The following is a 14,665-nucleotide window of genomic DNA, read 5'->3' as shown; positions in this document are numbered from 1 at the left end:
GCTATTTAAGCAACAGCGACTAAGCTTAGTAAGTGATCAAGAAGTTGATTACTGTTTATACCTTCAGCTTCTGCTTGGTAAGTCAGTAAAATACGGTGACGTAATACATTGTGGAATACGGCTTGTACATCTTCAGGGCTAACAAAATCACGATTATGTAACCAAGCTCGAGCGCGAGAACATCGGTCAAGTGCTATAGTTGCTCTTGGGCTAGCACCATATGCGAGCCATTTTTTTAATTGGTCATCATATTTTTCTGGGGTACGCGTTGCCATGATTAAATCAACAATATAATTTTCAATCGCCGGTGCCATATGAATTTCCATCACTTGGTCTCGAGCGGCAAAAATATCACTTTGTGATATTTCTTTTACCGGTTTTTTACTTTCTTTACCGTGTTGAAGTGCTTCGCCGCGATTGAGTTTTAAAATAGCTAATTCACTAACCGCATCGGGATAGTCAATTTCAATATGCATTAAAAAACGATCTAATTGCGCTTCTGGTAGTGGATAGGTACCTTCTTGTTCAATAGGATTCTGTGTTGCCATTACCAGAAATAAATCAGGGAGTGGATAGGTATTACGACCAACAGTAATTTGTCCCTCTGCCATTGCTTCTAATAAAGCCGATTGTACTTTTGCAGGCGCTCGGTTGATTTCATCAGCGAGTACTAAATTTCTAAAAAGAGGTCCTGGCTGAAAAACAAACGTACCATCTTCAGGGCGGTAAATATCGGTGCCGGTTAAATCAGCAGGTAATAAATCAGGGGTAAATTGTACACGATGAAAATCAGCTTCAATACCTTCAGCTAATGCATTTACGGCACGAGTTTTTGCTAAGCCGGGAGGACCTTCTACAATTAGATGACCATTGGCAAGTAATGCAATAAGTAAATTTTCAACAAGGGCGTGTTGACCTATAATTTGTTGAGATAAGTATTCTTTTAAAGATGAAAAATGTTCAATTGCCATGCTAACTACCACTTACTTGTTTTTATTGTTAAACCTGTGAGTATATATATAAGGTTCAGGTAGCATAAAACAAGGAGTTTTTACAATTTGACATGATTTTTAACAATTTATTTTCGAATGAATCGCTCACGTTTTAGCTGGGAGTTGTATTTATTTCATTTGAGGTTAGAATAAAGTAATCAATAAGTGGTCAGACCTCTTGGTTTGAAGACGATAAAATTAGATATTACGATAGAAGGGTAAGACATGACAAAAATGAATTTAACGACTCGAAACGGAGAACGCATCGCTGTAGTGGCTGGGTTGCGAACACCTTTTGCAAAACAAGCCACCGCTTTTCATGGTGTACCAGCAGTAGATTTAGGAAAAATTGTCGTTAATGAATTGCTAAAAAAGCATGATATTGACCCTACTATTATTGATCAATTGGTTTTTGGCCAAGTGGTACAAATGCCTGAAGCGCCAAACATTGCCCGTGAAATTGTATTGGGTACCGGTATGAATGTGAATACCGATGCCTATAGTGTCTCAAGAGCTTGTGCAACAAGCTTTCAATCAACGGTTAATGTAACTGAAGCTATTATGGCAGGTTATGTTGATGTGGGTATTGCTGGTGGTGCTGATTCTTCATCAGTTGCGCCTATTGGTGTGTCGAAAAAGTTTGCACGTATCTTACTTGATTTAAGTAAAGCGAGAAGTTTGGGTCAAAAAATATCATTAATCCGTCAGTTGGGCCTAAAAGATATTATGCCAGTTCCACCTGCCGTTGCAGAATATTCAACCGGTATATCGATGGGGCAAACGGCTGAGCAGATGGCCAAAACCCATAATATATCTCGTGAAGCTCAAGATGAATTAGCGCACCGTTCGCATACTTTAGCCACAAAGAGTTGGCAAGAAGGTAAGTTAGCGGGCGAGGTAATGACCGCCTACAGTGAACCTTATAAAAGCTTTATTGAAAAAGATAACTGTATTCGTGAGAACTCAGAACTTGCCAGTTATAAAAAATTACGTCCTTGTTTCGATAGAAAACACGGCACAGTGACTGCAGCAACCAGTACACCATTAACAGATGGCGCCTCTGCCATTATTTTAATGCGTGAAGGGCGTGCAAAAGAATTAGGTTATAAACCACTTGGTTATATCAAAAGTTATGCTTTTGCTGCCATTGATGTTTGGCAAGATATGCTTATGGGGCCAAGTTATGCGACGCCATTAGCACTTAAGCGTGCCGGTATGGAATTAAAAGATTTAGATTTAATTGAAATGCATGAAGCTTTTGCAGCACAAGCACTTGCTAATATGAAAATGTTTGCCAGTACGAAATTTGCCCGCGAGCAATTAGGTCAAGATAAAGCGATTGGTGATATTGATATGGCTAAATTTAACGTGATGGGCGGTTCGTTAGCTTATGGTCATCCTTTTGCCGCAACAGGTACCCGTTTAATTGTACAAACCCTTAATGAGTTAAATCGTCGAGGTGGTGGTACTGGTTTAACTACCGCATGTGCTGCTGGTGGTTTAGGCGCTGCAATGATAGTGGAGACTGATTAATGACTTCACTTAATAACAACCAAGCAAACGATAAAGCGCTTAAACAAGAGAGTAACAATATGAGTACCTTTACATTAATTCGCCAAGACAATGGCATTGCTCATTTAGTGATGGACGTAATTGGCGAATCCATGAATACCTTAAAAGCTGAATTTTCTGAGGAAATTGATGAGGTATTAACAGAAATACGTAATGACAATACGATTAAAGGTATTGTCTTAATCAGTGGCAAAAAAGATTCTTTTGTTGCTGGCGCAGATATTAATATGCTGGCGAGCTGTCAAAGTGCAAGTGAAGCAACGGCTCTTTCTCGCAATGGACAAATGATTTTTGATCAGATTGAAAATCTTTCAATTCCTGTTGTCGCTGCTATTAATGGTGCCTGCCTAGGCGGTGGACTTGAACTTGCTATGGCGTGTCATGCTCGTATTTGTAGTGATAATGGCAAAACAGCCTTGGGTTTACCTGAAGTACAGTTAGGCTTGTTACCGGGTAGTGGAGGTACGCAGCGTTTACCAAAATTGGTTGGTATTCAAAAAGCATTAGATATGATGCTAACAGGCAAGCAATTGCGCGCGAAACAAGCGTTGAAGATGGGCTTGGTTGTTGATGTTGTGCCAAACAGCATTTTAATTTCTGCTGCCGAAAACTTAGTGCTAGCAGCACAAGGTAAGGCGAGTCAGATTAAAAAAAGTCAACGCAAGGTAAGTGTTTTAGATAAGGCACTGGAAGGTAACGCTGTTGGCCGAAAAATAATTTTCAATCAGGCGACTAAATCTGTATTAGCTAAAACCAAAGGGAATTATCCTTCACCGCTTAAAATTATTGATTGTGTACGCAGTGGTATCGAAAAGTCATCGGTCAGTGGTTACCAAACTGAAGCGGATCATTTTGGTGAACTCGTTATGTCACCTGAATCAGCTCAATTAAGACAAATATTTTTTGCCACGACCGACATGAAGAAAGAGCAGGGCATCGAAGGTGTTGATGCTAGACCTATTAGCCAAATTGGCGTTTTAGGTGGCGGCTTAATGGGCGGAGGTATTGCTTTTGTCAGTGCAACTAAAGCTAATGTTGATGTACGTATTAAAGATATTGCGCCGCAGGGGATCAGCCATGCGATGAAATATGGTTATGACATACTCAACAAAAAAGTTAAACGTCGCTTTATGTTAAAAAGTGAAATGCAAAAGCAATTGGCTAAAATCACAGGTTGTGTCGATTATAGCGGTTTTAAAAATGTAGATATGGTCATCGAAGCTGTTTTTGAAGATTTGTCATTAAAGCAAAAGATGGTTGATGACATGGAAAGTATTTGTGCTGAAGACACTATTTTTGCGAGCAATACCTCCAGTTTACCTATAGGACAAATTGCAGCAAAAGCTTTGCGCCCTGAAAATGTTATTGGACTGCACTATTTTTCTCCGGTAGATAAAATGCCATTGGCCGAAATCATTGCACATTCAAAAACCTCTGATCAAACGATTTCAACGACAGTCGCTTTTGCTAAAAAACAAGGCAAGACGCCGATAGTGGTAAAAGATAAAGCAGGTTTCTATGTTAATCGTATATTAGCGCCTTACATGAATGAAGCCGCCTTGTTATTACTCGAAGGCGAATCGATTGGTAAGTTAGACAAAGCATTGGTTAAGTTTGGCTTCCCGGTTGGTCCCATACAATTACTTGATGAAGTAGGTATAGATATAGGCGCTAAAATTGGCCCTATTTTACAAGCTGAATTAGGCGAACGCTTTGCTGCACCAGAAGCATTTAATAAACTTATTGCCGATAAACGTTTAGGTAAAAAAGTGCAGAAAGGTTTTTACCTTTATAAAGATAAAAACGGTAAAAAAGTCACCAAAAAACTTGTTGATGAATCTGTCTATCCTTTATTAAATATTATCATTAAGGATCAAAAAACGAATGATGAGCTGGTTCAGCGTTGTGTTTTTATGATGTTGAACGAAGCCGCTAGGTGTTTAGATGAAGGTATTATTCGTAATGCTAGAGACGGCGATATAGGCGCTATTTTCGGTATCGGATTCCCACCTTTCTTAGGCGGACCATTTCACTATATTGATACCCTAGGCGCGGATATGATTGTCAATAAGCTAAACCTGTGGAGCAATGAGCTAGGTGAACGCTTCAAACCTTGCCAAGCATTAATTACCATGGCTGAAACAGGTAATAAATATTATTCGTAACTGGCCATTTTATGCCACCTCGGTGGCAATTTAACGACAAAAGGGGCAATTTGATGCCTCTTTTTTTATGCTTATTTTCCCTTGAAAATAAGTTGAATAAATACTCTAAATTAGTTATATTTCGTCGATAAATTTTTAGCCAATCTTTTAGTCTGTTTAGCGGTAAATATTATGGTGTTACTTTTAGGGTTTATCAGTGTTGTTTGTTCGATGTTTTTTTACTGTCAGGCATTACGTAGTGGCTTAGGTTTAAAGCGCTGGGCATGTGCAGGATTGGTTTTTGGGCCTTTTATTTGGCCAATGTTCTGTATGAAGAAACGCATGAAGGTGAATGAATTGTTTGGCTTTAATGTTTTAATTTTAAAGGCTTAGAATTTTAGTTAATGGTGCTTTACCAAGCTAGGTAAAATAAGACAGCTACATTCCTTGTAGCAAACAGTGCCTTTCTTCAAACTAACCATTGAAAACTGTTGTTCAATGGTTTTTACTTCCACCACTTGCTGGCCGGCATTTCTTTAATCTCAATGCTAGCAGCAATAGGGTTTGCTTTAGTTGTTACAAATAGAGCTTTAAATAAGTTGATCATTTTTAACTCCTAGATGCGAACTTTACCGTGAGACTTTCCGATACGAACTTTACCATGAGACTTTCCGATACGAACTTTACCGTGAGACTTTCCGATACGAACTTTACCATGAGATTTGCCTATCTCATTAATCATTAGCGAATCAGATTCAATAACAGGTGCTGGCGAAGTAGACATTGCCAAAGACAAAATAAGTGAGCTAAGCATTCAAATTTCCTTAATTTATTATTAATTTCATCTATGCTAAAGCACGTAGCGTGCCAGAAAGTAAAAACCATCATAAAAGCCTTATTAAATAAGGCTTTTATGATGGTTTTTATAGGGGAACTACGCTTGTCAAAATTTTGTCTGCTGCAAATGAGTTCTAACAGCTTATAAAGCTTGAATATGGCATTAAAATGACGTTTTACCAAAATTGGTCGATGCTTTGGTAATTTGATAAGAGAGTAGATACTTTTGAAAGTCTCCTTCAGGTAAAGCTTTACTATACAAGTACCCCTGTAGTTGCTCGCAGCGCAAGCCAGAAAGGAAGCTCAGCTGATTATTGGTTTCGACCCCTTCTGCTACTACTTGCATGCCTAAGTTGTGGGCAATGGTTACTATAGTTGCAACCATGTTACGACCTTGTTCTGACTCTTCAATATCATCAACAAAAGCTTTGTCTATTTTTAAGGTGTTAAGTGGAAACTTTTTTAAATAAGCGAGTGACGAGTAGCCAGTACCAAAATCATCTAACGATAGATGAATACCCATGGCACGAATTTGTAACATAATATCAATGGCTTTCTGAGGTGAGTCCATGACCGTGCCCTCCGTTATTTCTAACTCAAGGTACTTCGCTGGTAATTGACTTTCTTTGAGAATGTCGGCGATCATGCCGACCAAATTAGGCTGGGTAAATTGCACAGCTGATAGATTAACTGCTACTCGGCCATTAAATAGTCCGGCATCAACCCATTTTTTAGTAGCGAAACAAGATTTTCTTAAAACAATTTCGCCGATGTCTATTATTTGGCCAGTTTCTTCCGAGATAGGAATAAAGGTTATTGGGCTAATGATACCTTTTTTAGGGGTTTCAAAACGGACTAACGCTTCCATACCGGCCACTTTACCGGTAGAAATTTCAATTTTAGGCTGATAGAAAACAGAAAATGAGTCTTCTTTTAAACCATGGCGTATTAAGCTTTCAATTTGTAAGCGTTTTACCGCCGCTTTATTCATTGAGTCATTAAAAAACTGATATTTATTACCACCATTATTTTTAGCATGGTACATCGCCGTATCGGCATTTTTTAGTAACTCTTGTGGTGATATACCATCTTCTGGGTAAAGCACAATACCTAAACTACTAAATAATACTACTTCTTGGTTTCTGAGTTTCAGCGGCTGAGCAATGGTGGTTAGCACATCTTTAGCGATACTGGTGATCGTATGGATATCATTAGTGTTTTCAATAATTATACTAAATTCGTCGCCACCTAAGCGATAAACCGTATCTTGTTTTCTGCCAACGGCTTGCATTCTTTTCGCTACTTGACATAAAAGGACATCACCAACTTCGTGGCCCATTGAGTCATTAATTTTTTTAAAATTATCTAAATCAAATACGAGTAAGGCATGAGGCGCTTTTTTATCGACCAATAGGGTTTGATTGGCTTGAAAATATGAACGATTCGGTAGACCCGTTAAGGTATCACTATTGGCTAGTTTACGTAGTTCTTCTTCTGTTTCTTTACGTTTAGTTATATCAGAAAATACACCAACAAAATGCGAAATACTTTTATTCTCATCAAGTATTACATCTATATTGAGGTCAGTTAAATATTTTTCGCCGTTATCACGTTTACTTTCAATCTCATCGTGCCAGCTGCCTTTGGTGATTAAGTGCTTTTTAACATTTTTGGTGAAACTTTTTGGATATTGGGCAAAGTCTAAGGTTATACCAAGCATTTCTTTACGTGTTTTTTGGGTGATGCGTTGGTAAGATTTATTGACATCAACAATATTAAAAGCGCGATCATAAATAACAACTGCATCTGAGATATTCTCGATACACTTGGCAAATAACTTTAAACGTTCATCGGCTTTCTTTATGCGACTTATATCTTTTAGAGTACCTGTCATACGGGTTGGAGTGCCTTTTTCATCACGCTCTACTATCTTGCCGCGATCTAGCACCCATATCCATTTATCATCTTTGTTTTTAACACGATAGGTCGCTTCAAAATGATCGGTGTCGTTATCAAAATGGTCGTTGATTGCATCACGAACTCGCGCGATATCATGTTCGTTAATATTGGTTTTGTCTGAGCCGACGTTACGTTTACCATCTTGTGGGAACTCTAAAATCCCCCAAATATTTGAGCGATATATTTTGCCGGTGATTATATTCCAATCCCACATTTCATCGCCACTGCCCCACAGTGAAAGTTTCAAACGCTCTTCACTTTTTTGAATCTGTAAGTGAAATAAGCGTTTATGTCGCATTTGTTGAATTACATAACCAATTAATAAAAAGCAAAGTAGCGTATAAGCTATGATTGCAGTTTTTGAAAGCCACCAAGGCGCTAGTATATGAATATTGAGCGTACTCTTCTTACTAGGAACGGTATCTAATAAATCATAAACTTCAACTTCAAAAATATAGTCACCAGCACTTAAATTGGTGTAAGTGGCACGGTAATTATTTTTACCTGCATCTATCCAATCAGTTTCTAAATTTAATAAACGATAACGGTAACTAATTTGGTCTGGATATTTTGCATTTGGCGAAATAAACTCAATAGTAAAGGGTGATTGTTCATGCTTTAAGGTTAAGAGGGATAACTGACTCAGTTGTCTACTTAATAGAAATTTATTTTCACTAATAGGTGCCTCTTGAACGCTAATTTTCTTATTGGCGATAAGTAAGTTAGTTAACTGAGGAGGATTTAGTCCTTGGATTATTTGTATTGCTTTTTGTGGGGAAAACTTGTGTACACCATTACTGCCGCCAAAAAAAAACTCGTTATTACTTGTTTTTAAAGAGGAACGTTCTATAAACTCAATATTAGAAAGATGAAAATCCTTACTAAAGTTTCTAACATGTTGTGTTGTGGGATTAATTAAAGATATCGCTCCATTAGCCGAAATCCAGGCATTTTCCTTATTGTCTAATAAAATTGATTCAATTGAGTTATTTAATAATTTGTTATTTTCATTATAATAAGTTGTTGTCTTTTTCTCTCTATTATAAAGTAAAACACCTTGCTTAGAAGTAAGCCAAACCCAGGAGTTAGAAGACTTTATATTGTTGATTTCAATTGTCGTTAGATTTCTAATACCTTTAATATCATGGTAATTAAAATTTTCTTTACTGTATAGGCTAGTTGATAAGTTGAAAGATATTAACTGGTTTTTTGATGAAATAGCCCAAAGTATACTATTTTCATTATCGATTTGCAGAGTTGTTAAGCGTTGGTTGTCTCTAGCTTGATATCGATTAAACTCATTTGTCGATATTTTGTATGAAACTAGCATACCTTTTACATCAATAAACCAAATGTTATTTTTAAAAACTTGGAAAGGATATTTTTGGTCATAAAATGATTTTGTTTCCCAGCCTTTGATTTTCTTGGTTTCTTTAGAGTAAACGTTATATGTAAACAACTCTCCTGAGTTATTAATTGAATTAACATGTGAGTAGGTATTTATCCATAAATTATTTTTATTATCGGATTTTAACTGGTAGATCTGTTTTCCCTTAAGTGCATCTATATAATTACCTGATACTTCGCTATTTAGATAATTCAAACCTAAATTTTCAGAGTAAAACCAAACTTTTCCATCTGTTGATTCAGTTAGTAAGTCAATTGACCCATTTAACACTCCATTTGAATAGTGCTTAAAATTTAGAGATGCATTTAAAAAAACATTTACACCTCTACCGTGTGTAGTTAACCATATCTTTCCAGTAACATCCTTGATGATCTTAAGAATTTTGTTTTTTGACAGACTGCTTGATTCTTGATTGTTTTGATAGGTCGTTATAGCTTTGGAGTTTAGGTCTATAATATTTAGACCATCTTCGGTACCAAGCCAAACTGTTGAGTCATCAGCTTTGACTATGCTCCTGACTTTATCTGAAATTATTTTATTAGTTGGATGACTTGTGTGGTATTTATCATTTAAATTATAGTTTTCATCTAATACATAAACGCCATCATCTGTCGCTAACCAATATTCACCATTAATTTCTTTCATCTCGAACAATGAATTGGCAGGGATAGTAATATGCCACTTATTATTTTCTTTTTGTAAGGATTCCGAGTAATTTAGGTCTTCGTTAACTAAAAAAATACCGTTGTCGTAACTACCTAACCAAAAATTTCCTTTTAAATCTTGATAAATAGTTTTTATCGCTTTTATTTTGTCTTCAAAACCATGAATTCTAATTTTTGTAAAAGAGTTATTTTCTTTATTATATTTTTGAATGCCATTCTCAGTAGAAACCCAAATATTATTTTTTTTATCTTGATAGATATCCCAAATAAAATTATCAATCAATGTTTCGCTATTACCTTTTTGGTGATAATGATTTTCAAAATTATCAAATTGCTTATTATATTTACTTAAGCCTTTTTGGGTTCCCACCCAAAGCACTCCTGACTGATCAACAAAAACCTTACGGATGAAGTTATTGGCAATAGAGGTTGGATCACCTAACTTTCTTCGGTAATGGACAAAGTTTTTTCCATCATATCGATTGAGGCCATCTTCGGTTGCTATCCAAATAAACCCATCATTGTCTTGGGTAATATCAAAGACGTTGTTTTGGCTTAAACCATCAGCGGTTAATAAGTGCTTAAATTTTAAGGCGGCTTGGTTTGACAAAGAAGTGTTTGCCGTAATAAGACTTTCGGTAGATGTTTCACCGGCAGCGGCCAGATTAATGGTAAATACCATGGTGAAAATGAATAAAAAGAAAGCTTGGCAGAACTGTTGAAATTTTACTGGATAAGTTTTATAAAAAAAATTAAGCACAAATACGACCTTGGATAGCAGCTTTAATTAGGCTTATTTACACCATTCATAATATAAAATAGAAAAAATATTTATAATGAATTATTGGACCGTTTGAACGGTATAAACTAAGCAAGCAATTTTATTATTTTTGTTATTCATATTGCATCAAGCCATATTAAAAATCATGGCTAGGGCTAAGTCAACTTATTTACCTTTATATGAATAATATACCTAGATAAGTTAATATGATTAGCCCTGATGTTTTATCGGCAGGCTTAGTATTTTCTTTGACAATTATTTAATTTTTTTTCAATCTTTTCATTGTGCTGCAATGTTTTTTTATCATTTTCCGCGATGTTCTCTTGGTAACTCGCTAAGGTAATACGATCATAATTATTATTAACTAAAAGCTGTTGAGCAAAAAAACGACTAATATCATCAATGGTTAATGATAAAATAACTTTAATTAATTGTTGTTTTTCATCGAAATTCGTTTCTTTATTACAAATAGCGGCCCAAAATCGTTGGCTCTTTATGCGCAAGCTTGAGTCTTTTTCTTGTAATTGGCTCGCCAAACCTTGTTGAATATGCTGCCAATCTTGCTCAGATAAAAGGGTTAGATTTTCCTGTGCTCTACTAATAAATTCGTTTATTTCTTTTACTAAAACATCGGCATCAACGTGTGGTGATTGTATATAAAAAGCGATACCCGGGTAACGATTAATCGGAATGAAGCCAACTCCTACTAAATAACCAAATTGTTTTTCAGTGCGCATCTCTTGAAAAAATAGCGGAGATAATACTTGGCTGGTGATCATCGTTATCGCTATTGTGTTTAAATCTTTACCGGCAAATGGATAATAAACTACGGCAGCATGATCATGCTCAGGTAAGTGTAAAGGAAGGTGAATGTCACCTTGGCCTTCAATATCAAGGACAGGTACATTAACGGCATACTTATCTGAGTACTGATGACTAAACGCTGATTTTAACTGTTCACTAAATTTCAGTGCATGCTCAGTTAACCAGTTACCATGCATTAACGCCTCAATGGTTATTTCGTCAAAGAGATGTTTTCTAAAGGCGATAAATTCCTCAAAGGAAGTGTCTTCTAGAGCATTAGCAAGTGAGCTACTTGTTGGGTTTTTAGGTTGCATCGTTGAACTAAGAATTGAAAACAATTGTGAAATAGATTTACTGGTTTGCGCGTTATGCCAATGATTAATTAATTGCTTTTTAAATAACTCAAATTTTTCTTCGATGAAGTTCTCGGTGACTAAACTTATCAATAATTGCTCGAGTAATTTGTCTTGTTTAGTACTAACACCTGAAAGTTGTAGGGTGATACCACCTTGATGCGAAAACAAATGGTAATGAATTCCGGCTAGTTCAGCATCATAATGCTGTTCAATAACCGCATCACTGTATAAATCAACGAATAACCGTGTCATTGCGATGTGCTTACTGTCTTTTATCGTTAGTGGCGCATCAATGCCAATGTAAATGTAGCCCTTGGGTACGATAAAAGTGCTGTCTTGTTTAAACCATACCGATAAACCATCAATTTTTTCAATTAAATCGGGTGTGTTTTTATCTTGCTTAACAACAGCCTGAAACGAATGAATTTTCGGATCTTTAACGATATAGGGGTTGCTCAGCGGTAAAGAAAAATCGGTGGATATTGCTTCATTTTCCCAATTTTTAATTTGCAGTGGCGTTAATTTTTCAATACTGAAAGGAACTTGGTACCAAAAACTATTTTTATCAAACTCATTTTTCGCACTAATATGAACAACACGCATATTACTTGCTGATAAATAGTCCAACAACAAGTTGATTTCTTGTTGTTGCATACCGTCCATTATGTAATCACCGTAAATGTAATCTTTGGGGGCATAATGCTGCATGTTAATAACTAACTGACAAACAGAGTCTAGCGGTTTTAGTTTTTCTTGATAATTGAATGATAAATTAGCGATTGCCTGCTTTTCTTGATAATAAAACTCATCTATCGGGGCACTCTTTATTAAGTTTAAATAGGAAAAAATACCGCTGATGATCTCGTTAATATGCAACTCACCTAATTCTGTAAGCGAAATACTTAAATTGAAATCTTTGAAATTTGAGCCATTTACACCAGAGCCAGCCGTTAAGCTAAGTGCCCAACGCTGTTTTTTAAGATAAGACAATATACTACCTTTACCCTCATGGCCCAGTAAATAAGTCAAAATAGATTCTGGTTTGTTACGGTAGTAGGGATCAATACTAGGCATTGCAAAGCTAACAATAAGTTGTCTGTCGTTCTTTACTGGTTTTACATTAATTTTTATTTGTTGATGTTCGGGTAAATATAACGGTGTATTTATGGTTGTAGGGGAAGAGGTTGCAGCTTTTATATCGGTAAATTTACTCGTTGCTAATTGCGATAACTCATCAAGTGATTGGGGGCCTTCTAAAACAAGTGTCATTATATTTGCACGATAATGTTGCTGAAAAAAGTCACGTATTTCGGTTGTTAAATCACTTTCTTTTCTATCAGCTAGTGTATCAATTGAACCAACAGAAAATTTCGAAAACGGATGAGCTTGATTGATAGTCTCTTTGTGAACATCGTACAGGCGACGAATATCGTCTTTAAGCTTAAGTTTAAACTCAGCGTCGACATTTTGGCGCTCTTTTTCAACAAATTCTTGGGAAAGCAATGGACTAATAAAAAATTGGCTAAAACGATCTAAGGCAAAAGGAAAATGTTTATGTTGAATATCGAAGAAAAAGCAGGTGTGTTCTGTTGCCGTCCATGCATTGTTACTGCCCCCATGTTGACTAATATACTTTTGATATTCACTACCGTCAGGATAAGACTTAGTGCCTAAAAACAGCATGTGCTCTAAAAAGTGGGCTAAACCTTCACGATCATTGGGATCGCTAAAATGGCCAACATTTACCGCTAATGCTGCAGCAGATTTATTGGTTTGTTCGTTGTGAACTAAGAGAACACGCAAGCCATTAGCTAAAGTTAAGGTTTTATATTGTTTGTTGTCATTTGGGCTTTGTTTCAATATCTGCTCCGGCAAACACTGCAGCAACCTCATTTGTGACGAACACTGGAAAGGTAAGCGTTTGTTTCTAAGATTATTTTAATTATCTAGTTAAATTACCTGAAGCATTAACTAGAGTCTATTGTATTCTTAATTTATCTATTAATTATCTATACTATAGACTGAAATAAGGGCTAAAATACCATCGGTTTGAAAAAATGATGTTATTTGGAAAATTTATGCGAATATTTGTAATGCGACATGGTCAAGCTCAATCAATAGCTCCTTCTGATCTAAGTCGTGAATTAACTTCCGACGGTCAAGATGAAGCTGAAATTATGGCAAAGAAATTGGTTGATCAAAAACAGCACTTTGATGCTATTTTTGTTAGCCCTTATGTTCGCGCTCAACAAACCGCAAAAATTGTAAAAAACATCTTATCGACTGCAACCACTTTAACTACGCTTGAATTTATAACGCCAGAAGACTCAGCTAAACAAATGCATAATTATATCGATGTCGCTTTTATTGATAATCCACAGGCCAATGTACTGATTGTTTCACATATGCCCTTGGTCTGTTATTTAGTTGAGGAGTTTACTTGTGGTCAGCATGCGCCGTTATTTGAAACCGCCTCTATTGCAGTCATTGATTACGATATCAGTGCGGCGAAAGGGCAGTTAATTTCACATACAGCACCGACCAGTTTTTAGTGCTTTGGTTAGATAATATCAGCAAAGCGATCGTTAAGTTCAACTAACACCAATAATGCACCATTACCACCCCACTCAAGTGGTGCTTGATGAAAAGCCATAACATCAGGATGTTGCACTAGCCAATGTGGGACTTTATTCTTTAGCACCTGCGAACCTAGGCCGTGTACAATACAGACACACTTAGCATGTTCTTTTTTACAAGCAAACATCAGTGCGGCAATTTCTAACTTGGCTGTTTTCTGATCTAAACCATGTAAATCTAAAATTAAATCGGGTGCGTATTGACCGCGTCTTAAATTTTTAGCTTCAAAGCTGTCAACATCTTTACGTACATATTTCATCGGACCTTGCTGGTTTAAATTTGGTTCAAACTCATCAGAAAAATAAAACTCAGCATGCTGTTTTTTCTTCGCATTCCCTTTGTCTTTCCCTAGATGTAAAGATTGATTTTTGCTTTGCTTTTTAATGGGCGCAATTTTATCTTGAACAATTGGCTTTACTTTGCCAATGGCTTGCATAAATAAATCTTTCTCATCGGGGGTTAATGCATCTTTAAATTTCATCTTAGAAACTACATTCTTACTTTAAGAGG

General features: G+C 36.3%; 9 protein-coding genes. 4 read left to right on the top strand and 5 right to left on the bottom strand.

All coding sequences use genetic code 11. The features are described 5' to 3' along the window. Nucleotides 1-5 precede the first annotated feature (5 nt). On the bottom strand, nt 6-971 hold the full coding sequence (locus tag ESZ26_RS04190; protein ID WP_070376075.1) for an AAA family ATPase: 966 nt from the start codon (nt 969-971) through the stop codon (nt 6-8). Between the two features lie 246 nt (nt 972-1,217). On the opposite strand from ESZ26_RS04190, the gene fadI reads away from it, so the two are divergent. The 3 genes from fadI (at nt 1,218) to ESZ26_RS04175 (ending at nt 5,101) form a co-directional block, all read left to right on the top strand. Then, nucleotides 1,218-2,525 carry an acetyl-CoA C-acyltransferase FadI gene (fadI, locus tag ESZ26_RS04185; protein WP_070376076.1) on the top strand — a complete coding sequence of 436 codons (1,308 nt, stop codon included), beginning with the start codon at nt 1,218-1,220 and terminating at the stop codon, nt 2,523-2,525. 59 nt (nt 2,526-2,584) lie between these two features. Next, nucleotides 2,585-4,729, top strand: coding sequence for a fatty acid oxidation complex subunit alpha FadJ (fadJ, locus tag ESZ26_RS04180; protein WP_223271569.1), 2,145 nt, complete (start codon nt 2,585-2,587; stop codon nt 4,727-4,729). 171 nt (nt 4,730-4,900) lie between these two features. After that, nucleotides 4,901-5,101 carry a hypothetical protein gene (locus tag ESZ26_RS04175; RefSeq protein WP_146798298.1) on the top strand — a complete coding sequence of 67 codons (201 nt, stop codon included), beginning with the start codon at nt 4,901-4,903 and terminating at the stop codon, nt 5,099-5,101. Nucleotides 5,102-5,324: 223 nt separating this feature from the next. Here ESZ26_RS04175 and ESZ26_RS04170 read toward each other — a convergent pair whose 3' ends face one another. The 3 genes from ESZ26_RS04170 to ESZ26_RS04160 form a co-directional block, all read right to left on the bottom strand. Beyond that, nucleotides 5,325-5,522: a hypothetical protein gene (locus ESZ26_RS04170; RefSeq protein WP_146798296.1), complete on the bottom strand. Its 198-nt coding sequence runs from the start codon at nt 5,520-5,522 to the stop codon at nt 5,325-5,327. 186 nt (nt 5,523-5,708) lie between these two features. Then, nucleotides 5,709-10,337: an EAL domain-containing protein gene (locus tag ESZ26_RS04165; RefSeq protein WP_146798294.1), complete on the bottom strand. Its 4,629-nt coding sequence runs from the start codon at nt 10,335-10,337 to the stop codon at nt 5,709-5,711. A 257-nt stretch (nt 10,338-10,594) separates the two neighbouring features. Beyond that, on the bottom strand, nt 10,595-13,378 hold the full coding sequence (locus tag ESZ26_RS04160; protein WP_146798292.1) for an insulinase family protein: 2,784 nt from the start codon (nt 13,376-13,378) through the stop codon (nt 10,595-10,597). 218 nt (nt 13,379-13,596) lie between these two features. On the opposite strand from ESZ26_RS04160, the gene sixA reads away from it, so the two are divergent. Continuing rightward, on the top strand, nt 13,597-14,070 hold the full coding sequence (gene sixA / locus ESZ26_RS04155; protein WP_146798290.1) for a phosphohistidine phosphatase SixA: 474 nt from the start codon (nt 13,597-13,599) through the stop codon (nt 14,068-14,070). 8 nt (nt 14,071-14,078) lie between these two features. Here sixA and smrB read toward each other — a convergent pair whose 3' ends face one another. Next, nucleotides 14,079-14,636 carry an endonuclease SmrB gene (smrB, locus tag ESZ26_RS04150; protein WP_146798289.1) on the bottom strand — a complete coding sequence of 186 codons (558 nt, stop codon included), beginning with the start codon at nt 14,634-14,636 and terminating at the stop codon, nt 14,079-14,081. Nucleotides 14,637-14,665: the final 29 nt, after the last annotated feature.

Origin of the sequence: Colwellia hornerae (assembly GCF_007954355.1) — a bacterium.
Classification (GTDB): Bacteria; Pseudomonadota; Gammaproteobacteria; order Enterobacterales; family Alteromonadaceae; genus Colwellia_A; species Colwellia_A hornerae.
The sequence above is the reverse complement of the archived record's forward strand: the minus strand, read 5'-3'. Positions and strand labels throughout refer to the sequence as shown.

Coding starts and splice junctions, on each gene's coding strand:
- ESZ26_RS04190 (WP_070376075.1), bottom strand. CDS start 971: ATGGCAATTGAACATTTTTCATCTTTAAAAGAATACTTATCTCAACAA.
- ESZ26_RS04175 (WP_146798298.1), top strand. CDS start 4,901: ATGGTGTTACTTTTAGGGTTTATCAGTGTTGTTTGTTCGATGTTTTTT.
- ESZ26_RS04170 (WP_146798296.1), bottom strand. CDS start 5,522: ATGCTTAGCTCACTTATTTTGTCTTTGGCAATGTCTACTTCGCCAGCA.
- smrB (WP_146798289.1), bottom strand. CDS start 14,636: ATGAAATTTAAAGATGCATTAACCCCCGATGAGAAAGATTTATTTATG.
- fadJ (WP_223271569.1), top strand. CDS start 2,585: ATGAGTACCTTTACATTAATTCGCCAAGACAATGGCATTGCTCATTTA.
- sixA (WP_146798290.1), top strand. CDS start 13,597: ATGCGAATATTTGTAATGCGACATGGTCAAGCTCAATCAATAGCTCCT.
- fadI (WP_070376076.1), top strand. CDS start 1,218: ATGACAAAAATGAATTTAACGACTCGAAACGGAGAACGCATCGCTGTA.